The 22,862-nt window shown below is 48.9% G+C and carries 17 protein-coding genes; 11 read left to right on the top strand and 6 right to left on the bottom strand.

The window, feature by feature from the left end; genetic code table 11:
- The first annotated feature begins 263 nt into the window (after positions 1–263).
- The 3 genes from FTU67_RS11095 to FTU67_RS11085 all read left to right on the top strand — a co-directional run bounded on the left by FTU67_RS11095 (position 264) and on the right by FTU67_RS11085 (position 4,859).
- The gene (locus FTU67_RS11095) at positions 264–1,493 is read left to right on the top strand and encodes an MFS transporter (RefSeq protein ID WP_005181467.1); all 1,230 of its coding nucleotides are present in this window, start codon (positions 264–266) and stop codon (positions 1,491–1,493) included.
- A gap of 118 nt (positions 1,494–1,611) precedes the next feature.
- Entirely contained in the window at positions 1,612–4,011 is a 2,400-nt protein-coding gene (locus FTU67_RS11090; protein ID WP_168381991.1) for a YgiQ family radical SAM protein, read from the top strand.
- A 314-nt stretch (positions 4,012–4,325) separates the two neighbouring features.
- The gene (locus FTU67_RS11085) at positions 4,326–4,859 is read left to right on the top strand and encodes a DUF2726 domain-containing protein (RefSeq protein WP_005181471.1); all 534 of its coding nucleotides are present in this window, start codon (positions 4,326–4,328) and stop codon (positions 4,857–4,859) included.
- Between the two features lie 38 nt (positions 4,860–4,897).
- Here the strand turns inward: FTU67_RS11085 and FTU67_RS11080 are convergent, their stop codons facing one another.
- From FTU67_RS11080 to mdtD, 5 genes are all read right to left on the bottom strand, one after another.
- Complete coding sequence (locus FTU67_RS11080) at positions 4,898–5,251, bottom strand: RidA family protein (protein ID WP_005181474.1); 354 nt, start codon at positions 5,249–5,251, stop codon at positions 4,898–4,900.
- A 468-nt stretch (positions 5,252–5,719) separates the two neighbouring features.
- The gene (gene dinB / locus FTU67_RS11075; RefSeq protein WP_180061736.1) at positions 5,720–6,775 is read right to left on the bottom strand and encodes a DNA polymerase IV; all 1,056 of its coding nucleotides are present in this window, start codon (positions 6,773–6,775) and stop codon (positions 5,720–5,722) included.
- Positions 6,776–6,784: 9 nt separating this feature from the next.
- The gene (locus tag FTU67_RS11070; RefSeq protein ID WP_180061735.1) at positions 6,785–7,798 is read right to left on the bottom strand and encodes an MBL fold metallo-hydrolase; all 1,014 of its coding nucleotides are present in this window, start codon (positions 7,796–7,798) and stop codon (positions 6,785–6,787) included.
- Positions 7,799–7,847: 49 nt separating this feature from the next.
- On the bottom strand, positions 7,848–8,633 hold the full coding sequence (locus FTU67_RS11065; RefSeq protein ID WP_180061734.1) for a GH25 family lysozyme: 786 nt from the start codon (positions 8,631–8,633) through the stop codon (positions 7,848–7,850).
- A 75-nt stretch (positions 8,634–8,708) separates the two neighbouring features.
- A complete protein-coding gene (gene mdtD / locus FTU67_RS11060) occupies positions 8,709–10,100 on the bottom strand; it encodes a multidrug transporter subunit MdtD (protein WP_005181486.1) in 1,392 nt (463 codons plus the stop codon).
- 176 nt (positions 10,101–10,276) lie between these two features.
- Between mdtD and FTU67_RS11055 the strand changes: the two genes are divergently transcribed.
- Together FTU67_RS11055 and FTU67_RS11050 are read left to right on the top strand one after the other, a co-directional pair.
- Positions 10,277–12,091 (top strand): choice-of-anchor I family protein, encoded by a 1,815-nt coding sequence (locus FTU67_RS11055; protein WP_218946101.1) that lies wholly within the window; start codon positions 10,277–10,279, stop codon positions 12,089–12,091.
- Between the two features lie 160 nt (positions 12,092–12,251).
- Positions 12,252–13,217: a hypothetical protein gene (locus tag FTU67_RS11050; RefSeq protein WP_016659723.1), complete on the top strand. Its 966-nt coding sequence runs from the start codon at positions 12,252–12,254 to the stop codon at positions 13,215–13,217.
- A gap of 78 nt (positions 13,218–13,295) precedes the next feature.
- Here the strand turns inward: FTU67_RS11050 and FTU67_RS11045 are convergent, their stop codons facing one another.
- A complete protein-coding gene (locus FTU67_RS11045) occupies positions 13,296–13,916 on the bottom strand; it encodes a TIGR00730 family Rossman fold protein (RefSeq protein ID WP_005181508.1) in 621 nt (206 codons plus the stop codon).
- A 337-nt stretch (positions 13,917–14,253) separates the two neighbouring features.
- Between FTU67_RS11045 and FTU67_RS11040 the strand changes: the two genes are divergently transcribed.
- The 6 genes from FTU67_RS11040 to FTU67_RS11015 all read left to right on the top strand — a co-directional run bounded on the left by FTU67_RS11040 (position 14,254) and on the right by FTU67_RS11015 (position 22,853).
- Complete coding sequence (locus FTU67_RS11040; RefSeq protein WP_104489126.1) at positions 14,254–15,831, top strand: TerC family protein; 1,578 nt, start codon at positions 14,254–14,256, stop codon at positions 15,829–15,831.
- A gap of 79 nt (positions 15,832–15,910) precedes the next feature.
- Positions 15,911–16,378, top strand: coding sequence for a YchJ family protein (locus FTU67_RS11035; RefSeq protein WP_075167840.1), 468 nt, complete (start codon positions 15,911–15,913; stop codon positions 16,376–16,378).
- A gap of 63 nt (positions 16,379–16,441) precedes the next feature.
- Positions 16,442–17,086: a trimeric intracellular cation channel family protein gene (locus FTU67_RS11030; RefSeq protein ID WP_005181518.1), complete on the top strand. Its 645-nt coding sequence runs from the start codon at positions 16,442–16,444 to the stop codon at positions 17,084–17,086.
- A 144-nt stretch (positions 17,087–17,230) separates the two neighbouring features.
- Positions 17,231–18,550 carry an MFS transporter gene (locus tag FTU67_RS11025; protein ID WP_127801547.1) on the top strand — a complete coding sequence of 440 codons (1,320 nt, stop codon included), beginning with the start codon at positions 17,231–17,233 and terminating at the stop codon, positions 18,548–18,550.
- Between the two features lie 257 nt (positions 18,551–18,807).
- Complete coding sequence (parC, locus tag FTU67_RS11020; RefSeq protein WP_075174924.1) at positions 18,808–21,027, top strand: DNA topoisomerase IV subunit A; 2,220 nt, start codon at positions 18,808–18,810, stop codon at positions 21,025–21,027.
- A gap of 149 nt (positions 21,028–21,176) precedes the next feature.
- Positions 21,177–22,853, top strand: coding sequence for an AMP-binding protein (locus FTU67_RS11015; protein WP_163146218.1), 1,677 nt, complete (start codon positions 21,177–21,179; stop codon positions 22,851–22,853).
- Positions 22,854–22,862 lie beyond the last annotated feature (9 nt).

Genomic DNA, 22,862 nt, shown 5'->3' with positions numbered 1-22,862 from the left:
CCCGAACTCAGAAGTGAAACCTCTTAGCGCTGATGGTAGTGTGGGGTTACCCATGTGAGAGTAAGTCATCGCCAGCTCATTAATTCAAAATCCCCCTAGCTTAAACAGCAGGGGGATTTTTTTATGCGGGGAATTTGTGTGCTTAAGAAAGTAGAATTTATCGAGGGTTCTTCTCTCCGTTTAAACCAGCTTTTAATCGGTTGAAATTGAAGCCTCCCATTTAACCGGAACCGGCGTATACTCATAACATAATTGGAGTGTATATGTCAGATTCCCAAAGCCAGACTCAGCAAATTGAGCACGATTCTCCTCAGTTTAAGGCCATTCTTCTCTCTTTGTTTTTGGCCGGTTTTGCCTCCTTTTCTGCCTTGTACTGTGTTCAACCGATGATGCCGATTCTGGCCCAGTTCTTTCAGGTCAGTCCGACCCAAAGTAGTTTTCCCTTATCTTTTTCGACCTTTGCTTTGGCCGCCGCTCTATTATTTACCGGCCTGATTTCAGATCGGGTCGGGCGTAAACCGATTATGGTCGTGGCATTGTTCTCTGCGGCCTTACTGTTAATAGCCAGTGCCTTATTGCCACAGTGGTCATTTTTTCTCAGCACCCGTGTCCTGATTGGCATGGCAGTCAGTGGGGTGGCCGCGGTGGCAATGACCTATATTGGCGAAGAAATTGCGGCCAAAGATGTTGGCTTTGCCATGGGCTTATATATTTCAGGCACCGCAATTGGCGGCATGAGTGGCCGTTTAATTGCCGGAGTCCTGGTGGATTTTATTTCCTGGCAATATGCAACTTTAATCATTGGTGTGATTAACCTGGCGATTGCGATTCTGTTTTACTGGCTGTTGCCCAATTCCCGGAATTTCCAGTCCTATCCAATTCAATTGTCGCGTTTTAAACAGGCCTTTGCCAAAAATCTGGCCGATCCAAAATTAAGAATTCTGTTTCTTCAGGGCTTTATTCTAATGGGATGCTTTGTCTCGGTATTTAACTACATGAGCTATCATCTGCTGGATGCGCCTTTTGCTTTGCCACAAACCTGGATCGGGCTGATTTCTGTGGCCTATCTGGCTGGAATTTACAGTTCACCACGGGCAGCACAGTGGGGACAAAAGTTTGGCCGGGAAAAAGTGTTACCGTTGATGCTGCTGGTGATGTGGGCCAGTCTGGCGCTAATGTTACTGAATCAGCTGGCGGTCGTGTTAGTCGGGCTGCTGATTTTTACCTTTGCTTTTTTTGCAGCACATTCTCTTTGTAGCAGCTGGGTGACGGTGCAATCATTACAGTATCGGGCGGTGGGTTCATCTTTATATCTGTTCTGCTATTACTTGGGCTCGAGCGTGCTCGGCAGTGGTAGCGGTCTGATCTGGGAGCGCTGGGACTGGCCTGGCTTATTGATCTTTATCGCAAGTCTGCTGTTGTTGGGCCTGATATTGACCCTATATCTGAAAAAATTAAGCAGCACTGCACCCACGGCACAGATTAAAAATTAAAAACTTGATTTTGTATAAATTATAATCAAGCAAGCCACTTGGAATTCATGCTAAAATACTCGGCTTTCATCTTTCGATCTTTTCTGATCTTCCATCTGCCAGCCGAGAATTGCTAGCCATGTCTACTGCTTATACCGCTCAAACCGCGCCGAAAGCGTTGTTTGATTACGACAAATATTGGGCGTCATGTTTTGAACCCGCGCCATTTTTGCCGATGTCACGCGAGGAAATGGACCAACTCGGCTGGGATAGCTGTGACTTTATTCTGGTCTGCGGCGATGCCTATATTGATCATCCATCTTTTGTATCCGGTATTATTGGCCGTGTGCTGGAAGCGCAAGGTTTCCGGGTCGGAATTATCGCGCAGCCTGACTGGACCAATGTCGAGGCCTTTCGTGCCTTAGGTAAACCGAATATTGCCTGGGGCGTCACCGCCGGAAATATGGACTCGATGATCAACCGTTATACCGCGGACCGCAAAATCCGCTCGGATGATGCCTATTCACCAGACAATGTCCCGAACAAACGTCCAGACCGTGCTGCAACCGTGTATTGCCAGCGCTGTCGTGAAGCCTTCCCGGATGTGCCGGTGTTGCTTGGCGGGATCGAAGGTTCACTGCGTCGTATTGCGCATTATGATTACTGGTCAGATAAAGTCCGTCGTTCAATTCTGATGGATTCAAAAGCCGATTTATTGATGTACGGTAATGGCGAGCGTTCCATTATTGAAGTGATGCACCGTCTGGCCAAAGGCGAAAAAATTACCGATATCACCGATGTGCGCGGTACTGCCTTTATTATCAATAAACATAACCGTGCGGCCAAAGCCAAGTTTGTCGAAATCGCCTCCAATGATGTCGATACCATTGGCCGTGTCGATCCGATCATCAACCCCTATGTGATGACCGAAGATATTGATGGCTGTGAAGTTGAAAAAGAAAAGGGTAACAGCTTAAGCCAGTACCAGAATTTCCAAAAAGAAATGGTGGCCAATCCGATTGTCCGTGAAGGCGACAACCTGGATGCCGATACGCAGATTGTTCAGCTGCAACCGGCCTCAAAAGCCATTAAGCATAAACTGCCACCACGTGAACTGGCGGTTATTCGTTTGCCATCTTTTGAAGACGTGGCTAATGATCCGGTGCTATATGCACATGCCAACCGTATTCTGCATTTGGAAACTAACCCGGGCAACGCACGTGCTTTGGTGCAAAAACACGGCGAGCGTGATGTCTGGATTAATCCACCACCAATTCCATTGACCACTGAAGAAATGGATTATGTGTTTGACCTGCCATATGCACGTCTGCCACATCCAGCTTATGGCGATGCACGTTTCCCGGCGTTCGACATGATCAAGTTCTCGGTGAACATCATGCGTGGCTGTTTTGGGGGCTGTACGTTCTGTTCGATTACCGAACACGAAGGCCGTATCATCCAGAACCGTTCGGAAGAGTCGATTTTGCGTGAAGTGGAAAAAATCCGTGATACCGCACCGGGCTTTACCGGGATTATCTCGGACTTAGGTGGTCCAACCGCTAACATGTACCGCTTGCACTGTAAAGATCCGGAAATTGAAAAGAACTGCCGTAAGCCGTCCTGTGTATTCCCAGGCGTGTGTCAGAACCTGCATACCGATCATGCACCACTGACCCAGCTATACCGTAAAGCACGTGCGATTAAAGGCATTAAAAAGATTTTGATTGGTTCCGGTCTGCGTTATGACCTGGCGGTACTGAATCCGGAATATGTGCGTGAACTGGTGACCCACCACGTTGGGGGTTATCTGAAGATTGCACCAGAACATACCGAAAAAGGTCCGTTATCGAAGATGATGAAGCCCGGTATTGGTACCTATGACCGCTTCAAGCAAATGTTTGATCGTTTCAGCAAGGAAGCCGGCAAGGAACAGTATCTGATTCCGTATTTCATCGCGGCGCATCCGGGCACCACCGACTACGACATGATGAACCTGGCGATCTGGCTGAAAAAGAATGGTTTCCGTGCCGATCAGGTACAGACCTTCTATCCATCGCCAATGGCCACCGCCACCACCATGTATTACACCGGTAAAAACCCGCTGGCCAAAGTGGCGCGTTATACCGAAGATGTCGATATTGTGAAAGGAGAGAAACGTCGTCGTCTGCACAAAGCCTTCTTGCGTTACCATGATCCAAACAACTGGCCATTGTTACGTGAGGCTTTAAAAGAGATGGGCCGTGCCGATTTGATTGGCAATTCCAAGCAGCATCTGATTCCGACCTATCAGCCGCAAGGCACGGAAGGACAGTATCAGTCGGCGCGTAAGAAAAACTCGACGCTGGCCGGAGATTCACAGAAACGTACCGGTCAACATGGTAACCGTGGTCAAGGCCAAAATCAGGGTCAGTCGAATCGTCCGAAAAAAGGCCAGATGTTGACCCAGCACACTGGTTTGCCACCACGTGAAACTGGTGAAAAACGTCCATTTGGCGGCGCAAAGACCAAAGGCAGGTCTAAGCCAAAATCCCGTGCTTAAATCAGGAAAGGACGCCAAGTGCGTCCTTTTTTCTGGCGCACATTTTGTCGGATTTGTCAGACAATCGGTTTGAAAAGAATTGTGAAGCTCATAAAAGTTGGTATACATTAGCTTGAGGAAAAACAAGGAGATGGTTTTTCCTGGAAACTTGCTCTGCAACAGACTGTCAGTGTTTATGCATCTTTCGTCAGCATTGCTTTAAGTTTCTTAAATTTAACCTATTTATAATAAGCAAAACGTTATACTTGTATTTGAAAAATAATCGGTGAGATACCGAATAAATTATAAGAATAGAGTATTAAAGGATTAACCTCATGACCGTTTATATTATTCTCGCAAGTCTTATTCTGGCAGGGTTGCTGATCATGGCAGCCAGGCATGCCATTCAGGCTAAACGCCAGACCGACAGCACCCTGAAACGCCGCGCTATTTTCAGTTTGAATGAGCAGCTGACCTATACCCGGCTAAAAGAAATTTTACCGACCCATACCGTGCTGACCCATGTGTCTTTTGATGCACTACTGACCACCAAACTGCCGCGTACCCGCAATAAATACCGCAATATGGTGGCGGACTTTGTGGTGCTGGATGATGCTTATCAGGTACTGGCCGTGATTACCCTGGATGATACCCTGACCTTAAAACGTCAGCATATTCAGTATCAGAATGAATTGCTGCGGATGGCCGGTTATACCGTAATCAGCTTTGATCAGGTGCCGGAATATCAGCAATTGCGTGAAGAATTTGGGTTACTGGAGGGCGCTGAAAATCTGGAGGCGCTTGATCTGCCAAAAAAGAAATTGGCGTTCTATCCGGCCTCAGCGCGCAGAATGGGCGCGTTGGGTTGAAAAAAAGCATCTAAACAGATGCTTTTTATCTCAAATTTTTATGGTTTAACCGCGACCACAGTCATTTCAACCAGGACTTCGGGCTGATACAGCTTGGCTTCCACACAGGTGCGGGGCAGCGCTTCAATATCGGCGACCCAGGCATCCCAGATTTCATTCATGGCAGCATAGTCCTGCTCGATATCTTTTAAGAAAATCATGACCGACATGATATGACTTTTATCGGTGCCGGCTTCAGCCAGTAAACGGTCAATTATCTCAAGGGTCTGGCGGGTCTGACCGCGAATATCCAGGCTGGTGTCTTCTGCCAGCTGGCCGGCCAAATGCACCAGATGGCCTGAAATGGCAATTTCTGAATAGCGCTGTGCGACATGTAAACGTTGTACGGTCATAACAAAATCCTGTAGATGGGCAAGCAGCACCTCGGCTGCTCTGGCAATGTGACTATATTGCCATGAAGCGCCAGTACAGAACACCAGCGCTGCCGGAGTTGGTACAGAAATCCATCAATCTTGTGGCGATTTTGATTTGAAAAATGGGAATTTTAGGACGCAAAAAGCCGGTGATCTGAAGGGAATAGATCGGGATAATGCGATAGAAAATCAGATAAAAAGAAGCAGGTTACAGCAAGGCGGGAGACGATACAGCCATCCATGGGAACGTCAGAGTTGTCCTGTAATATTCGGATAGATCATCACGCCAATCACAGGACAGCATGCTGAAAGTAAAGGTGATTTTCAGCATCTCAGCACATACATGGATAAATGTATTGCGCAGATAGATTACTCTAATTTTGCCCATTGTGAAGCGCATTTTGTATCATTTTTATTCTTTTGATCAATTCCTGCACAATTTTAAGCCTAAAGTAGGCTGAGCTGTGGCTGCTGGGCTGGTGAGGACAGTTGATAAACTCCCACGCCAATTAACCGGAACTTTTCTTGGGGCGAAATATGCATTTCCTCAATTAATAGCTGTAACGCCTGTGCCAGCTGCTGCGGATGAGTAAAAATATGCTGAAAGCTTTTGCTGTGCTGTAACACCTGAAAGTTTTTCAGTTTCAGTTTGACTGACACGCCGCGGGCACAGAGCTGCTTTTTTTCCAGACTGGCCCAGACCTGTTGCAGCAGCTGTGGCCAGTAGGGCGTGCATTGGCTGAGGACATAATCATCATCAAAGGTGATTTCTTTGGAAATCTGCTGGCGTTTGCGTTCGGCCTGAACGGGGCGCTCATCAATGCCTTGTGCATATAAAAACAGACGTTTGCCATATTTGCCAAAACGTTGAATCAGCAGGCCTTCTTCGACCTGTTGCAGATCGCCCAAGGTTTCCAGACCCAAGGCCTTCAGCTTTTCCTGCATGACCTTGCCCACGCCCGGAATTTTCTTTAAGGGTAAATCCTGAATAAAGGCCTGCACCTGCGAGGGTTTGATTACGCAGAGGCCATTTGGTTTATGCCAGTCCGAGGCAATTTTGGCCAGAAATTTATTGGGTGCCACGCCGGCAGATGCAGTCAGGCCAGTGGTCTGAAAGATATCTTCGCGGATGCGCATTGCCACTTCTGTGGCACTGGGGAGCTGCTGCAGGTTTTCGCTAACATCCAGATAGGCTTCATCGAGCGACAGCGGTTCAATGATTGCAGTATATTTTTGAAAAATTTGATGGATTTGTGCCGACACTTCCCGGTACTTCTGGAAATTCGGTTCCAGTACAATCACCTGCGGGCACAGTTTCCGGCCCTGACTCATTGACATGGCCGAGCGCAGCCCAAACACCCGCGCCGGGTAGGACGCGGCCACAATCACTGCACGCGGATGATGTGATGCCACCACCACCGGCAGATGTTGTAACTCTGGACGCTCTTTTAGCTCGACCGAGGCATAGAACGCATCCATATCAATATGAATGATTTTTCTCATGGCACCATCTTAACGCGCGACATCCGTGGCTGTCATTAGCGGATAAGCATACAGTTGATCGAGCAGCAGCACTTGGGTCTGTTGTTGTGCTGCGGCCTTGATCACGGTATTCAGACTCTTCGGGGTATTATCGGCCAGATGTGGTAAAAACTGTAGCGGCTGTTCTGGCGGCTGGAAAAAATCATCCCAATGGATGGGAATCAGCACCTTGGGTTTTAGGTGCTGCAAGGTTTCTGCCAGATACTGCTGCTGATACTGTTCCGGTTGCCTGGACAGCTGGGCAATGCCCAGAAACAGATGATCGACCTGTAGCTGTTTGAGCTGTTCGGGAATAAAACCGGTGCTGGCCTTGACCAGACTTTTATGACCTTCATATTCAATCAGATAGTCAAAGCTATGGCCTTCTTTAAACTCCGAAAACCGTGCCGGCAGGCTCAGTGGCTGCTGGATTTCCTCACCCAGATCATTATTCACTGCAGTTGGCGGAGTATGCTGGGACGGGAAAGCGGTGACAGTAAAGTTGCCAATCTGCATCGGTTGTAAAGGTACCAGCTGCTGTAACTGGCTTTCGGGCAAGTGAGCACCACGGGCAATATTCAGCGTGCTTCGGGAACCAATAATTTTAGCCTGCGGCAGCAATTGGCCAAGTAGAGGGACATCCAGCGCATGGTCATAATGCGAGTGTGTCACCAGAATGGCTTGCGTTCGTTGCAATTGATGGAGCTCAATCGCATGTTCAATCACGATAGGCTGGCTGTTAATTTGACCAAACATCAGCTGACTCAGACTGGGCCGGCTAAAGAAGCCATCAATCAACAGCTGTTGCTGGCCATCATCAAACAGTAAGGTCGATACGCCAAAGAATTTGACCGTGTAGCCCGCTGGTGCGGTTGCTGCCGGCTGATACAGCCACGGCTGGAAATCCTGCACTTTTCCGGAGGGCTGCAGTATATAGATGATGAGTGCAATCAGCAGTAACATCAGGCCAAGCAGACCTGACAAAATTTTGTATTTCAGTGTCATTCGCACAATATTCCTGTCAGCTTTTATTTTTATCTTGTTGGTATGAGTATTAAGGGGTTGTATCCGCACTATGTTTAGATGGTTCCACAATCTGGTTGGCCTTCAGAAACTGTTGCCAGTCCTGTTCATCGCCATAAAAGGCATTAAGATCGACCGGAGTGGCAATGCCGGTAATCTGGCCACGATTGCTATATTGCCAGAACAGCCAGTCGGGATTGCCACTTAAGGCCGGTTTGCCTTGATATTCGCGTACCCACAGCGGCACCTGCGGGAACTGATTGACCAGTACAATATTATAAAAATTCCTGGAAATGTAAAAAATCGGCTGTTTGCCATAGTGCTGTTGCAGCGCGTCATGCATCACCCCAATTTCATGCAGCAACTGTTCCCGGGTATAGGTGTTGATGCAGTTGCTGTCGTATTCCAGATCAATCACTGGTGGCAAGCTGTTGGCCTGTTTCGGAACGCTGTCGATAAAATTCTGTGCCTGCACCTGACCATCACGACACAGCCGATAAAAATGATAGGCGCCGACCAGAAAGCCCTGTTCATGCGCGGCCAGCCAGTTGTCCTGAAATTTACGGTCTTTAAAATCGCCGCCTTCAGTGGCTTTTAAATAGACGAAACGGTATTTTTCCGGCGAAATCCTGTGCCAGTCAATCTGCTGCTGATGATGCGAAACATCAAAGCCCTGAATCGGATAGTCCTGTGCGGTGGCTGGCCGGGTATGCAGAACGCCCCAATACAGCAAGGCCGCCATCAGCACCACGCCGCAGATGGCCACCGCAGCATAAGTCAGGGGCTGGACAGAACGGCGGGCAGGGCGTGCAGACATAGGCAAGGCAGATCTTCAGGATTCAATTTTGATCATAACGCGAAGCCTGCGCGGCGGCTAGCGTTCTACGCGGCTTTAGACCGGGGTGTTTTTCGGAATTTTCCAGAAAATCATTGCAGCCAGCAGGTTGATACTGCCCAGACAGATCAGGCTGGCATGGAAGGCTGCGACCACCTGTTCCGGTCCCCAATAGGCACTAAACAGGTTGACCAGCGTTCCGGCCAAGGCCACGCCAATACTCATGGACAGCATCATGATCATCGACAGGAAACTGTTGCCGCTGCTGGCATCTTGCTGCGGCAAATCTTTTAGGGTCAGGGTGTTCATGGACACAAACTGCAGTGAATTAAGCAGACCAAAAATAAAGAAATGCAGCGCACGTAGCCAGATGGGGGTGTCGGCCGTGGTCAGGGCAAAACTGGCGATACAGGCCCCGACCAGCAAGGTATTGGTGATAAGTACCTGACGATAACCAAAGCGCTGAATCAGCTGGCGGATAATCGGTTTTGAGGCCAGCGAACCGAGTACGGTCGGAATCATCATCAGGCCGGTCACAAAGGGCTCAAAGCCAAAGGCCAGTTGCAGCATCAGCGGCAGTAAAAAGGGAATTGAATTGCCGGCCAGCCGGGCAATCGAGTTCCCAAGAATCCCGATTGCATAAATCCGGTGCCGGAACAGCTTGCTGCGAAACAGGGCATTCTGATGGGTATGCGCATGATAGGCATATAGGCCGGCACTCAGCAGACCCAGCAGAACCAGCGCAATGCTCCACCACAGCGAGTACAGCGGACTGGCCACGTTTTCAATACCCAGTGACAGCCCGACCATGGCAATCAATAACAGGATAAATCCCCAGAAATCAAATTGCGGCACGCTCGGCTCGGTGATGTTTGGCATGGCTTTAAAGGTAATCAAGACGCCTAAAATGCCAATCGGCAGATTGATTAGAAAAATCCAGTGCCATGAGGCCACTTCGACCAGCCAGCCGCCCAAAGTAGGTCCAATTAAGGGGCCGATCAGACCGGCCAGACTCATCAGGCTCATGGCCGATAAAAACTGGGTGCGGGGAATGATTTTTAGCATCGCCAGACGACCAACTGGCAATAAGAACGCGCCGCCAATGCCTTGCAGTACCCGGTAAAACAGCAGTTCATTCAGGCTGCTGGCATAGGCACAGCCAATGGAGGCCAGGGTGAAAATCACAATGGCGGAAAAATAGGTGTTGCGCACGCCAAAACGGTCGGCCAGCCAGCCACTCAAGGGAATACAGGCCGCCACTGACAATACATAGGCCACCACCACGCTGTGCATTCGCAGCGGATCTTCCTGCAAATTCTCGGCAATGGCCGGCAACGCGGTGTTGATGATGGTGGTATCCAGGCCCTGCATAAAAAAGCCAATCGACACCAAGAGCACTAACAATCTGAATTCGGGTTGCAGGGCTTGATGGGTTGGCGTGGCAGTCATAATTAGCGGGCATGGTGGAATTTTGCCTAGTGTAAAACAATCTGGCGCGGATATCGTATCTAAAGCGTTGCCGCGTGACGGCCTGACCCTGTCAGAAAACTGCAATCAAAACGTCATGGCACTGCAACCGGATGTTTATAAATTGTTCATATTCTAAACACTATCAAATTAAACCTATGAAATTAAAATTGAAATCACTTTGGGTGGCCATGTTGGCCGTGGGGATGGCAGCGTGTAACAGTGATGATGATCAGGTCAGTCCTGCACCGGTCGATCCAACCCCAAATACCATTGAACTGAGCAAAATCGGGGCCTATCAGTCAGGTATTTTTGCAGAAAGTGCCGCAGAAATTCCGGCCTATGATGCCGCCAGCAAACGTCTGTTTGTGGTCAATGCGCAGGCCGGGGTGCTGGATGTACTCGATTTAAGCCAGCCAAATCAGCCGGTTAAAATTACCGAAATTCAGGTCCATGATATTGCCGAAGGCGCAGAAGTAAACAGTGTCGCGGTGCATAACGGTATTGTGGCAATTGCCATTCAGGCTGCCGTCAAAACTGATCCGGGTTATGTGGCGCTGTATCAGGCCAAAGATCTGAGCAAACTGGCGCATGTGCAGGTCGGTGCCTTACCGGATATGCTGACTTTTAGCCCGGATGGTCAAACCCTGCTGGTGGCCAATGAAGGTGAGCCATCGGACGATTATCAGGTTGATCCGGAAGGTTCAATTTCCGTGATTCAGCTGAGTAATTTAACAGCGCCTGTGGTCCGCACTGCAGACTTTAAAGCCTTTAATGGACAGGAAGCGGTGCTGCGTGCCCAGGGCGTGCGTATTTTCGGGCCAAATGCGACTGCGGCGCAGGATTTTGAACCGGAATATATTACGGTATCGCAAGATGGCAAAACGGCTTGGGCCGCATTGCAGGAAAACAATGCGCTGGCCAAAATTGATGTGGTCAATGCCAAAGTACTGGCGGTATATCCATTGGGCTTTAAAGACCATGGTCTGGACGGCAATGGCATGGATGTCAGCGATGCCGATGGTGTCGATGGAACGGGCAGTATTAAGATCCAGACCTGGGCCAATGTGCGCGGTCTGTATATGCCAGATGCAATTGCCAGCTTTGACGTGGCCGGCAAAACCTATATTGTGACGGCCAATGAAGGCGATGCACGCGCCTGGGGTGAAGACACACCAGAATATTTTAATAACGACACCAGCAAAGGTTTTGTAGAAGAATGGCGAGTGAAACATCTGGTACATGCCGATGGCTTTGCCCGCCGTTTAGGCGATGATTTACCGGCACACTTAAGCCAGCTGGCCAAAGGTGCCGAGCTGAATCCGGACAATTTTGGCTACTGCGGTGCCACGGCAGGCAATGCTGGTGACTGCCGTAAAGATCATCTGCTGGGTCGTCTGAATATTACCTGGACTGAAGGCTACCAGAAAAATGCCGATGGTACGCCAAAGCTGAATGAACGCGGCAATCTGGTATATGACCATCTTTATAGTTTTGGTGCACGCTCGGTCAGTATCTGGACAGAAAATAGTGCGCAAAATGGTCTGGAACTGGTCTGGGATTCAGGGGATGATTTTGAGCAGTACATTGCCGAGCATCATCCGGAAATTTTCAATGCCAACCATGAAGAAGCAGGCATGGATAACCGCAGTGACAACAAAGGCCCTGAACCTGAAGGCGTGACGCTGGGCCAGATTGGCAGCAAAACCTTTGCCTTTATTGGTCTGGAACGTGCTGGCGGGGTGATGGTCTATGATGTATCGACTCCATCTGCACCAAGTTTTGTGCAGTATCTGAATAGCCGTGAGATGAGTGCGAGCACTGAACAAATTGAGCTGGGGCAGGCCGGTGATTTAGGCCCGGAAGGTCTGGTCTTTATTGCGGCAAAGGACTCGCCTAATGGCCAGCCATTACTGGTGGTGGGCAATGAAGTCAGCGGCAGCACCGCGGTATATCAGCTGAACCTGAAATAAGTGAGCAAAAAAGAGAAAGGGCACTACGGTGCTCTTTTTTTATTTTAAATTTTTATTGTCACTAAAATGTCATAGAACTGAAATAGTATTGTCATCATTTTAAGCTAATGCCAGCCCGATAGGGGGTGGTGTTCCCTTTTTGAACATAGGCTTTGTTCTTATGACAATTGAACTTTTAATGGTAATCGGCTTCTGTTTGGCGGCCTATTCTATTGTCGGAAATGATGTACCTCAAACCTTAGGGACTTTTATTTCTTCTAACTCCCATCGTCCTTGGTGGGTACTGTGGGTGTATATCAGCAGTATCCTGGTTGTGGTCTTGGTCTATGGCTGGTATGCATCGGGCGTCGGTGATGCCTCTTATGGGCGACTGGAAACCATTCCGTTCCCTGAAGGCGGAATTACCTGGCTGTATATTGTGCCGCCAGTTTTACTGTTGCTACTGACCAAATATGGTATTCCGGTCAGTACCACCTTCCTGGTACTAACCATCTTCTCTCCTGCGAGCTTGGGCTCGATGATGGTCAAATCCATGATGGGCTATGCCGTGGCCTTCTTGGCGGCGCTGATCATCTATCGTTTTGTGGCCAACAAAATGACGGTGTACTTTAACCAGACCAAAGATCAGGAACATTCGACCAAATGGGTGATTCTACAATGGTTATCTACCGGTTTCCTGTGGAGCCAGTGGCTGATTCAGGATCTGGCCAACATCTTCGTGTATGTGCCGCGTCAGGTACCGTTTGAATTCCTGATGTTTGCCATTACGGTCTTTGTGATCTTGCTGGGGGTTATTCTGTACCAGCGTGGTGGTGCCATCCAGAAGATTGTCGATACCAAAACCGATGTTACCGATGTACGTGCTGCGACCATCGTGGACTTTATCTATGCAATGATCCTGCTGATTTTCAAAGAGTGGAGCAATATCCCGATGAGTACCACCTGGGTATTCCTGGGTCTGTTGGCCGGTCGTGAATTTGCCATCTCAATGATTGTGAACGGGGTCAGCAAATACCGTACCTCACGCAATGTCAGCAAAGATGCGATGAAACTGATGTTTGGTCTGGCCATGTCGGTATTCCTGGCGACCACTTTGCCATGGTTCTATAACCTGATTTCAGGCTAAGCCTGGACTGAACATCAAGTACAAAAAAAGCGAGCTTCGGCTCGCTTTTTTCTTTCTGGATTTTTGGGTTCAAGCGCTTTAAATGGCAACGTGCTGTGGGGCATCCAGATTATGTAATGCAGTCAGGATTTCATCGGCATGATTGCAGATAATCAGCTTGGCGCGGTGCTGCGGCGGCAGGAAGCCTTCAGTCACGGCATGGTCAAGTTGGGCAATTAGCGCATTATAGAAGCCATTGACGTTATACAGCATCATCGGTTTTTGATGCTGGTTCAACTGGCCCCAGGTGGCAATTTCCAGAATTTCTTCAAAGGTACCCAGTCCGCCCGGCAAGGCCACAAAGGCGCTGGCACGTTCGGCCATGAGGGCTTTACGTTCATGCATGCTGTGTACAATATGCAATTCGGTCAGACGATGATGGGCAATTTCATAATCCAGCATAAATTCCGGAATCACCCCTACAGTTTCACCGCCGTGATCAACCACGGCATCGGCGACCTGACCCATTAAACCGATACTGGCGCCGCCATAGACCAGACCAAAGCCATTTTCCGCCAGACGGCGTGCCAGTGCCACGGCCTTTTCCTGATACACCGGTTTATTTCCGGAACGTGAGCCGCAATATAAAGCAATTAAAGGTTGTGTTGTTTTAGGAGAGGGATGTTTTAAATTATCAGTCATTTTTACTACGCTATTCATGATTCTTGTTTCACCTTAACATGTTCTTTTTGTCTGCTCTAGCTTATGCAAAAAATATGACAAACAATGCCAGCGCCGTGCAGTGTGATTGCAAAGAATTGTTAAAGCATGCAGCACAACCGTGACCAGGCCAAAAAAAGAGTGATTCTGGCGCCAATCTTTTCTATACTGAAATTGTGTTTGACAACAATAGAACCGTCATGGGTAGTGGACACTATCGCACCATACAACAACAGCCGCTTTTAATCTCTTTTCTTTTTCCCTTTCATTCCCCAGGTTTTGAAACAGCCGGTCTTGGCTGTCGCACAGCCAAAACGATACTCGTGGAGCATCGCCCATGATTTTTGAATGGATGTCTGATCCAGCCGCATGGGTGGGTTTGCTGACCCTGATTATTCTGGAAATTGTGCTAGGTATTGATAACCTGGTGTTTATTGCTATTCTGGCTGAAAAATTACCACCGGAACAGCGTAACGCCGCACGGGTGGTCGGGCTGATTCTGGCTTTGGGCATGCGCCTGATTCTGCTGGCGTCAATTGCCTGGGTGGTGACCCTGACCAATCCGCTGTTCCATATTTTTGATCATCCCTTCTCCGGTCGTGATCTGATCTTGCTGTTTGGTGGGGTGTTCCTGCTGTTTAAAGGCACCATGGAGCTGCGTGAGCGTATTGAAGGCAAGCCGCAACTGAAAGAAGAAAATCCGGTACACGCCACTTTCTGGATGGTGATTGTGCAGATTGTGGTACTGGATGCGGTGTTCTCGCTCGACAGTGTGATTACCGCAGTCGGTATGGTCAAAGAGCTGTCGGTGATGATGATCGCGGTGATCATTGCCATTGGTATTATGCTCTGGGCCTCTAAACCGCTGATGGACTTTGTTAACAAACATCCAACTGTGGTGATTCTGTGCCTGTGCTTCCTGATGATGATCGGTTTCTCACTGGTGGTGGAAGGTTTCGGTTATCACATTCCAAAAGGCTATTTATATGCCGCGATTGGTTTCTCGGTGATGATCGAGTTCCTGAACCAGGCCATGCGCAAAAATCAGGAAAAAATGGTCACCACCACTGACCTGCGTTATCGCACTGCTTCCGCGGTAATGCGGATGCTCGGCGGCAAACCGAACGGGCCGGAACCGGAGCATCCAAGTCCGGAAGAAGTGTTGGCGACACGTGCTTTTGCCGATGAAGTCTTTGCCGAAGAGAACAGCGTCTACCATACCGTGATGGTGCAGGGCGTACTCAGTCTGGCCGAGCGTCCGGTAAAATCGGTGATGACCCCGCGACCGGAACTGGAATGGTTGGATTTAGATGAAGACCAGGACAGTATTCAGGCCCAGCTGATGAATACCTCGCATTCACGTTTAATTGTGGTGCATGGCGAGCTGGACAATATTGCCGGGGTGGTGCTGACCCATAAGGTTATGAATGAATTTATTGAAACCGGCGTACTGAATTTTGAAAAACATCTGCGCGAACCGGTGATTGTGCATGAAAATGCACAGGTGTTGATGGTGATGGAACAGCTGCGTCAGGCGCCGCTGCAAATGGCAATTGTGCTGAACGAATATGGCTCGATTGAAGGTGTGGTCACCCCGATTGATGTACTGGAAGCCATTGCCGGTGAATTCCCGGATGAAGATACCCTCGACGCGGTTGCAGAAACCCTGGAAGATGGCAGCCTGATGCTGGATGGCTCGACTGATATCCGCCATGTCTCGTTATTGCTCGGTCGTGATCTGGTCAATGAGCTGGAAGAATATTCGACCCTGTCGGGTTATATCCTGTTCCATCTCGGCCGTTTGCCGGAAAATGGCCAACGTCTGCTGGCTGATGATCATATTTTTGAAGTGGTCACCATGGACGGGCATAAAATCGAGAAGGTGCATGTGCTGCCACAGCCGCCAGCCGAGTAGCACTCAGAATATTCCTGTTTTCAGCTCCAGTTCCGTTAAAATAGCCTGCATTGTCAGGCTATTTTTTTGGAAAATATTTATGTCAGAACAGCCTTGTCCTTGTGGCGCTGGGTTTTATCACAGTTGTTGCCAGCCTTTGCATTTAGGTCAGCAGCAGGCCCAAACTGCCGCTCAGCTAATGCGTTCACGCTATAGTGCCTTTGCCTTGCAGCAGATTGATTATATTGTCAAAACCACCGCAATTGGTCAGCAGCAGGCCCTGGATGTGGCCGCCATTCGGGACTGGAGCAGTGCCAACCAGTGGTTAAAACTGGAAATCATAAGTGCCCAGGAAAAGCTGGACAAAAGCCATGCCCAGGTCGAATTCAAGGCCTATTATCAGGATGGCAACCAGCCGCAGATACATCATGAAGTGTCGCATTTCGTCAAACATCAGGGTGTGTGGTATTTTCTTGATCCGACCACCGATCAGCAGATCACCATGAAACAGCCCTGTATCTGCGGTTCGGGCAAGAAATTTAAGCAATGTTGTGCGCAATTTTTATAACATTTGCCGTATTTTCGCTTATGATAACGCGCATCAATTCCCCTAGTGAAAGAAGGGCAGTTCATGTTGCTGTTGGTCATTTATATTATTGCCATTACTGCAGAAGCAATGACAGGTGCATTGTCGGCAGGACGGCGAAGCATGGACTGGTTCGGGGTGACCCTGATTGCCTGTGTCACCGCACTGGGCGGCGGCTCGGTACGTGATGTATTGCTGGGCCATTATCCTTTAACCTGGGTCAAGCATCCGGAATATCTGGTCCTGACCTGCGCGGCAGCCTTTGTCACCATTTTAATTGCCAAATGGATGCGCCATCTGCGTTCCATCTTCCTGGTGCTGGATGCCTTGGGCCTGATTGGCTTTACCATTATTGGCTGCCAGATTGCGCTGGAAATGGGCCACGGTTTTGTGGTGTCGGCGGTGGCCGGTGTGCTGACCGGCGTCTCGGGCGGGATTCTGCGTGATATTCTGTGTAATGATGTGCCGCTGGTGTTCCGCCGTGAGCTGTATGCCAGTATCTCTTTTGTGTCGGTGATCTGCTATTGGGTCTGTATTGAAATTGGCCTGTCGCTAGAACTAACCGTTATCGCCACGCTGATTTTTGGTTTTACCTTACGTTTAATTGCGATCTATTTTGGTCTGGAAATGCCAAAATTCATTTATAAGGATGATGATGAGCAGTCGGCCTCATCCAAAGATGCCTCCTAGCCACAAATCTCCTATAAATTAAACGGCATGACCGCTATCCAGATAGCGGTCATTGTCTTTAAAATCAAAGCTGATTGCTGTTGTCATAACAATAACCAGGCGCGCCATCCGCGTTTTCCTCTCCACCCTGTCAGAGCGTTTATTATGGATCTAGTTTCTCGTGTACAACGCTTACCGATTGGTAAGTTCCACTATACCTTGCTATGGGTCATCGGACTGGGCTGGATGTTTGATGCCATGGATACCGGTTTAATTTCCTTTATTCTGGCCAAAATGGCGGAAGACTGGCAAATGAGCCCGGCAGAAAAAGGCTGGGTGGTGTCAATTGGTTTTGTTGGCATGGCCATTGGTGCGGTGTTCTCCGGCGGGTTGGCCGACCGGATTGGGCGTAAAACCGTATTTGCCACGACCCTGGTGATTTATAGCCTGGCCACAGCGGCCTGTGCCTTTGCCCCAAATTTAAGCTGGTTACTGTTTTTCCGCTTTATTGTCGGTTTAGGGCTGGGCGGGCAGTTGCCGGTTGCGGTGACTTTGGTCAGTGAATATATTCCGGCGCATGTGCGGGGCCGTTTTATTGTGCTGCTGGAAAGCTTCTGGGGGCTGGGCTGGCTCTGTGCGGCGCTGGTGTCTTATTTTGTGATTCCGACCTTTGACTGGCATATGGCCTTTTTAATTGGTGGTTTGCCGGCGCTCTATGCCTGGGTCATCTGGAAAAAAGTACCGGAATCGGTGCCGTATTTGATTAACCGCGGCCGGGTCGAAGAAGCGCACAAACTAGTACAAAGTCTGGAACGCCGCTGCGGTGTCGAGGTGATTGAACAGCTGGAAGTGAAACCGGTGGCCGCCAAACAGAATATTTCTTTTGCCCAGCTGTGGTCGGGGCCATTTGCGCGTCGTACCCTCATGCTGTGGCTGATCTGGTTCGGCATTGTCTATTCCTATTATGGCATTTTTACCTGGCTGCCAAGTCTGCTGGTCAAGGAAGGCTATACCATTGTGCAGTCCTTTGAATATGTGCTGATCATGATTCTGGCGCAGTTGCCGGGCTATATTGCGGCGGCCTGGCTGGTGGAAAAACTTGGCCGTAAAGCCACACTGGCCGGCTTTATTGGGCTGTGTGCGGTATCAGCCTACTTCTTTGGACAGGCCAGCAGCGTCGGCATGATCGTGTTCTGGGGTTGCCTGATGTCCTTCTTTAACCTAGGCGCCTGGGGTGTGCTGTATACCTATACGCCGGAACAGTATCCAACCAATATCCGTGCCTTTGGTTCGGGCTGGGCTTCGGCGGTGGGCCGTATGGGCGGTATTGTTGCGCCTTTGGTGGTGACCCAGATGATAGTGATGCACAACGGCTTTAGCTATGTATTTATGATGTTTACCGCGGTGCTGCTGGCCGTGGCACTGGTGATTGTGCTGCTGGGTGAGGAAACCCGCGGCAAGACCCTGGAGTCGATTGGTTTATAAGCAGCCGCTCATACAGACAATGCAAGATGCGCTGGCTATTGTGCCGGCGCATCTTTTTTATTTCTGGAATATGTTTTTCAACGTGCAGTCAGACTTGTGTATTTTTCAGTTGATTGACGCACCTAAAATGGATATTTTTACGCCATAAGACATAAATTGTCGCAGAGTGTGATCGGCTACCCTTGTGCTGGCCGCGGCTGCGGCATAGCATAAGAACGTCAAAACTATAACGCATTAATTTAGGATTACAGGTTGTTATGACAAGCCTCGCGCATCATGCGACAGAAAACCGTTCCGTAGCAGAATTTACTGAACAAGCATATCTCAGCTATGCCATGTACGTGATTATGGACCGTGCATTGCCTCATATCAGCGATGGCCTGAAACCGGTACAGCGCCGTATCGTCTATGCCATGAGCGAGCTGGGTCTCAAGCCAAGCAGTAAACCAAAAAAATCTGCACGTACGGTCGGTGATGTGCTGGGTAAGTACCATCCGCATGGTGACTTGGCCTGTTATGAAGCGATGGTGTTAATGGCGCAGCCGTTTAGCTATCGTTATCCATTTATTGAAGGGCAGGGCAACTGGGGTTCACCGGATGATCCAAAATCCTTTGCCGCAATGCGTTATACCGAAGCCAAATTATCCGCATATAGTGACCTGTTACTGTCTGAACTCGGTCAGGGCACCTGCGACTGGCAGGACAACTTTGATGGTTCCCTAAAAGAGCCAGTGACCTTGCCGGCACGGGTTCCAAATATCCTGCTCAATGGCACCACCGGCATTGCCGTGGGTATGGCCACCGATATTCCGCCGCACAACTTGCGTGAAATCATTAAAGGCACCATCGCCCTGATCCGTAATCCGAATTTAAGCGATAGCAAGGTTGCAGAATATATTCCTGGCCCGGATTTACCGACCCGGGCTGAAGTAATTACCCCGCCAGATGAACTGTTAAAGATTCAGACCACTGGACGCGGCAGTTATCGCATGCGTGCGGTGTATACCATTGAAAAAAATGAAATTGTTATCAGTGATTTACCGTATCAGGTCTCTGGCTCAAAAGTCATTACCCAGATTGCTGACCAGATGCAGGCCAAAAAGCTACCACTGGTGACCGATGTACGGGATGAGTCGGACCATAAAAATCCGACCCGTCTGGTGATTGTGCTGCGTTCCAACCGGATTGATGCCGATGCAGTGATGAGCCATCTGTTTGCAACCACCGATCTGGAATCAAGCTATCGGGTCAACATGAACATGATTGGTGCCGATGGTCGTCCACAGGTGAAATCGATTCGCCAGATTTTATTGGAATGGATCGAGATTCGTAAACATACCGTCACACGCCGCCTGCAATATCATCTGAACAAGATTGAAAAACGCCTGCATATTCTGGCCGGCTTGCTGATTGCCTATTTAGACATTGATACCGTGATCCGGATTATCCGCGAAGAAGATCATCCCAAAGCAGAGCTGATGGCGCACTTTGGTATTGATGAGATTCAGGCTGAAGCCATTTTGGAACTCAAGTTGCGCCATCTGGCCCGACTGGAAGAAATGGAAATCCGTCGCGAACAGGAAGAACTCGAGGCCAAAGCTGCCACAATTCGTGAACAGTTGGCCAATCCGGAATCATTAAAAAACCTGATTATTACGGAGTTAAAAGACGACGCCAAAAAGTTTGGTGATGACCGCCGTTCACCAATTGTGCAGCGCGCTGAAGCCACCGCGATTAATGAACAGGACATGCTGCCGGCCGATCCGGTAACCGTGGTGCTGTCTGAAGCTGGCTGGATTCGCTGTGCCAAAGGCCATGATGTCGATGCCGAAAACCTGAATTTCCGCGCTGGCGACCAGTATTTAAGTCACGCCCAAGGCAAATCCAACCAGCGTGCCTATGTGCTGGATGACACCGGACGCAGTTATGGTGTAGCCATTAACAGCCTGCCATCGGCACGTGGTTTGGGTGAACCGCTCAGTTCACGTTTATCACCGGCCAGCGGGGTCGGCTTTAAACAGGTGTTTGTGGCAGAAGATCAGGCTGAAATTCTGGTCATGAGCAGCAAAGGTTATGGCTTTAAAACCCAAGCCAAACAGCTGGATACCAATGCCAAAGCCGGTAAGGCTTTCCTGAGCCTGTCTGAAGGCGCCAGCGTGATGAATCTGCAAACTATTGAGCAGTTCAGTCATGTTGCGCTACTCAGTTCTGCCGGCCGTTTACTGATTGTTGATCTGGCAGAATTACCGGTGCTGAACAAAGGTAAAGGTAATAAATTGATACAACTTGAACCGAAAGATCAGATTGTATCCATGACAATGCTAAATTTAGATGAAATAATTCAAGTGTTTGCAGGACAACAGCAGTTAAAATTAAAAGGTGATGACTTGCAGAAGTATATCGGTAAGAGAGGAACTAAGGGACAGCTTTTACCACGGGGATATCAAAAAGCAAATAAACTGTTGATTCAGAGATAAGACTAGCGTTGTTTACATAAAATACGTTATATATGAATCGAATTCGTGAAAATGGATCCACTGCTGTACATAAACAAGCCAAAAAATGAAGTGCGGCAGTGTATAAAACAGTTGAATACTAAGGATTACTGATTGGAGAGATTGGCATTATGGAAAAAATTTGGTTTGAAGAATACCGAAAGACAGGGATTCCAGAAACTGTAGAGTTGCCACCGGAGAATACGTCACTGGTTGATATCTTTGAACGTAATTTCCAGAAGTTTGGTTCACGTGATGCCTTTATCTTTATGGATAAAGTGCTGACCTTTGCTGAACTGGAAGAAGCAAGCCGTAAATTTGCAAGCTATTTGCAAGGTCTGGGCTTGGCCAAAGGCACACGTGTTGCAGTGATGATGCCAAACGTTCTTCAATATCCAGTGGTGGCGTTGGGTGTATTCCGTGCCGGTCTGGTGCTGGTGAATGTAAACCCGCTGTATACCTCACGTGAACTTGAGCATCAGTTAAATGACTCTGGCGCAGAAGTGCTGGTAATTATTGAAAACTTCGCTTCTGTATATCAGGCGATTCTGGGTAAAACCCCAGTCAAGCACGTCGTGGTTGCCTCTGTAGGTGACATGCTGGGCACCCTAAAAGGTACGTTGGTGAACTTTGTCTTACGCTCAGTGCGTAAACAGATTCCGGCGTGGGATCTTCCGGGGCATGTCAAGTTCAATGCGGCCATGTCGAAAGCCAATATCAGCAACTACAAGCGTCCAAGCCTGACCCTAAGTGATACGGCAGTACTGCAATATACCGGTGGTACGACAGGGGTATCTAAAGGTGCAGAACTGACCCACCGTAACCTGGTGGCCAACCTGATGCAGTGTGATGGCATTTTCCAAAGTAAATTTGGTGCTCAAGATGGCGCGCCAGATGACCGTATTTTCTGTGCCTTACCGCTGTATCACATCTTTGCTTTCATGGTGTGTGCACTGTACGGCATGTACAAAGGTCAGGCCAACATCCTGATTCCAAACCCGCGTGATTTACCGGCGGTAATTAAAGAATTGCGTAAATACCAGCCATCGTTCTTCCCGGCTGTGAACACGCTGTTTAATGCGCTGGTCAACAATGAAGAATTCAAACAGCTGGATCACAGCAAACTGAAGATGGCGATGGGCGGCGGTATGGCTGTATTACCATCTACAGCGGAAGCCTGGAAAAAAGTAACCGGTACCAACATCATTGAAGGTTACGGTTTATCTGAAACTTCACCGGTGGCTACTGCGAACCCGCCAGCGTCTGAAGCCTTCAGTGGTACTATTGGTATTCCATTGCCATTAACTGAAGTGGCGATTCTGGATGATGCCGGCAATGAAGTGGCACTGGGCGAGCAGGGTGAAATTTCAATTCGTGGTCCACAGGTCATGAAGGGTTACTGGAACCGTCCAGATGAAACCGACAAAGTCATGTTCAATGGTTTCTTCCGTACCGGTGATATCGGGGTGATGGACAGCCGTGGTTATGTGAAGATTGTTGACCGTAAGAAAGACATGATTCTGGTGTCTGGCTTTAACGTTTATCCATCTGAAATTGAAGAAGTTGTAGCGAAGCATCCAAAAGTGCTGGAAGTGGCGGCAATTGGTGTGCCAGACGAGAAATCAGGTGAAGTGCCGAAACTGTTCGTGGTGAAGAAAGATCCATCGCTGACCACAGAAGAAATTCTGGCCTTTGCCAAAGAAAATCTGACCGGTTATAAACGCCCACGTTATGTGGAGTTTATTGATGAACTGCCGAAGTCGAACGTCGGTAAAATCTTGCGTAAAGATTTACGTAAAACCGCTTAAGACTGTCAT

This window comes from Acinetobacter sp. YH12132, from assembly GCF_013418645.1.
GTDB classification, from domain to species: Bacteria; Pseudomonadota; Gammaproteobacteria; order Pseudomonadales; family Moraxellaceae; genus Acinetobacter; species Acinetobacter indicus.
The sequence above is the reverse complement of the archived record's forward strand: the minus strand, read 5'-3'. Positions and strand labels throughout refer to the sequence as shown.

Excerpts from the sequence above, each read along its gene's own strand:
- FTU67_RS11095 (WP_005181467.1), top strand. The coding sequence starts at position 264 with ATGTCAGATTCCCAAAGCCAGACTCAGCAAATTGAGCACGATTCTCCT.
- FTU67_RS11090 (WP_168381991.1), top strand. The coding sequence starts at position 1,612 with ATGTCTACTGCTTATACCGCTCAAACCGCGCCGAAAGCGTTGTTTGAT.
- FTU67_RS11085 (WP_005181471.1), top strand. The coding sequence starts at position 4,326 with ATGACCGTTTATATTATTCTCGCAAGTCTTATTCTGGCAGGGTTGCTG.
- FTU67_RS11080 (WP_005181474.1), bottom strand. The coding sequence starts at position 5,251 with ATGACCGTACAACGTTTACATGTCGCACAGCGCTATTCAGAAATTGCC.
- dinB (WP_180061736.1), bottom strand. The coding sequence starts at position 6,775 with ATGAGAAAAATCATTCATATTGATATGGATGCGTTCTATGCCTCGGTC.
- FTU67_RS11070 (WP_180061735.1), bottom strand. The coding sequence starts at position 7,798 with ATGACACTGAAATACAAAATTTTGTCAGGTCTGCTTGGCCTGATGTTA.
- FTU67_RS11065 (WP_180061734.1), bottom strand. The coding sequence starts at position 8,633 with ATGTCTGCACGCCCTGCCCGCCGTTCTGTCCAGCCCCTGACTTATGCT.
- mdtD (WP_005181486.1), bottom strand. The coding sequence starts at position 10,100 with ATGACTGCCACGCCAACCCATCAAGCCCTGCAACCCGAATTCAGATTG.
- FTU67_RS11055 (WP_218946101.1), top strand. The coding sequence starts at position 10,277 with ATGAAATTAAAATTGAAATCACTTTGGGTGGCCATGTTGGCCGTGGGG.
- FTU67_RS11050 (WP_016659723.1), top strand. The coding sequence starts at position 12,252 with ATGACAATTGAACTTTTAATGGTAATCGGCTTCTGTTTGGCGGCCTAT.
- FTU67_RS11045 (WP_005181508.1), bottom strand. The coding sequence starts at position 13,916 with ATGAATAGCGTAGTAAAAATGACTGATAATTTAAAACATCCCTCTCCT.
- FTU67_RS11040 (WP_104489126.1), top strand. The coding sequence starts at position 14,254 with ATGATTTTTGAATGGATGTCTGATCCAGCCGCATGGGTGGGTTTGCTG.
- FTU67_RS11035 (WP_075167840.1), top strand. The coding sequence starts at position 15,911 with ATGTCAGAACAGCCTTGTCCTTGTGGCGCTGGGTTTTATCACAGTTGT.
- FTU67_RS11030 (WP_005181518.1), top strand. The coding sequence starts at position 16,442 with ATGTTGCTGTTGGTCATTTATATTATTGCCATTACTGCAGAAGCAATG.
- FTU67_RS11025 (WP_127801547.1), top strand. The coding sequence starts at position 17,231 with ATGGATCTAGTTTCTCGTGTACAACGCTTACCGATTGGTAAGTTCCAC.
- parC (WP_075174924.1), top strand. The coding sequence starts at position 18,808 with ATGACAAGCCTCGCGCATCATGCGACAGAAAACCGTTCCGTAGCAGAA.
- FTU67_RS11015 (WP_163146218.1), top strand. The coding sequence starts at position 21,177 with ATGGAAAAAATTTGGTTTGAAGAATACCGAAAGACAGGGATTCCAGAA.